Source organism: Nonomuraea sp. KM88 (genome assembly GCF_052245635.1).
In the GTDB taxonomy this organism is placed as follows: domain Bacteria; phylum Actinomycetota; class Actinomycetes; order Streptosporangiales; family Streptosporangiaceae; genus Nonomuraea.
Window position 1 is genome coordinate 1 of record NZ_JBQQCC010000072.1, and the last position, 1,011, is coordinate 1,011.

1 protein-coding gene is annotated in these 1,011 nt (G+C 65.1%); it reads right to left on the reverse strand.

Going from position 1 to position 1,011, the window contains the following annotated elements; all coding sequences use genetic code 11:
- Positions 1 to 10: 10 nt before the first annotated feature.
- Complete coding sequence (locus ACTWPV_RS49705; RefSeq protein WP_443157228.1) at positions 11 to 847, reverse strand: HARBI1 family protein; 837 nt, start codon at positions 845 to 847, stop codon at positions 11 to 13.
- Between the last annotated feature and the right edge of the window lie 164 nt (positions 848 to 1,011).

Genomic DNA, 1,011 nt, shown 5'->3' on the forward strand with positions numbered 1-1,011 from the left:
TGACGTGATCTCAGCGAATTGCCGGCAGGTAGTCGTGCTCGAAATGGGTGAGGACAAGTGCCGCGCGGGCGATGTCGCCGATTCGGCTGGGGCTGACGGTGATGTGCTGGAGGACCCGCCAGCGGCCTTTGAGCAGGGCGAATCCGCGTTCGCCGAGGCAGCGTAGAGCGCGTAGGAGCCGGTTGTAGGTGCGGTTGTCCGGGCTGAGGATCTGATTCCCCTCGGGTTGTCTGATCGGCGTGTGGATGCCGATTCCGGCGCCGTCGTAGCCGTTGTCGGCGAGGGTGGGCAGACCGGCTGCGGCTGCGGCGTACAGCGCGCCCAGCACGTGGGTGCGGGCGGCGGACAGGTCGTGGACGGAGCCGGGTACGACCTCGCCGATCCACAACGGCAGCCCGTTAGGTGCTGAGAGGGCTTGCAGGTTGCCGGCGTGGTGGTGGGCCTTGCCGGAGTACCAGGCATCGATGGGTTCGCCCTTGACGCTGGTGGTCTGCTCGGCGCAGCGGTCGATGGGGATCAGGGTGCCGTCGAGGATCACGTAGGCCAGTTCTCCGGCGTGGGCGCGGTCGAGGGCTTCGTGTAGATCTGGTGCTTGAGCTGCGAGAACTCCGATGCCTTCGTGGATGTAGCGGTAGGCGGTGGCTCGGGAGACGTGGTGATCGCGGCCGAGTTTGGGGATGTCGTGCTCGCCGCGGAACCAGCACAGCACCATGACTGCCTGCCGGAACGGGGTCAGGGCTCGGCTGTCTTTGGGCGTGCCGCGCAGTCGGCGTTCATCCCGCAGAAGTCGGGCGACGTGGTGAACGAGTGCGCGAGAGACGTCGAGCGTGGCACGATGAGCAATCACGTGGAGCCTTTCGGCGGCGAGATTTCTTGTGGTGAGAACTCATCTACCGGAGGCTCCACGCCCGTCTCCGGCCTTCGATGACTCCTCCCGATAGGCCCGATACGTCACCGCCTGCGTCCTAGAAATCCCCAATCGTCCTAAATTATTTCGCTGAGATCACCTCA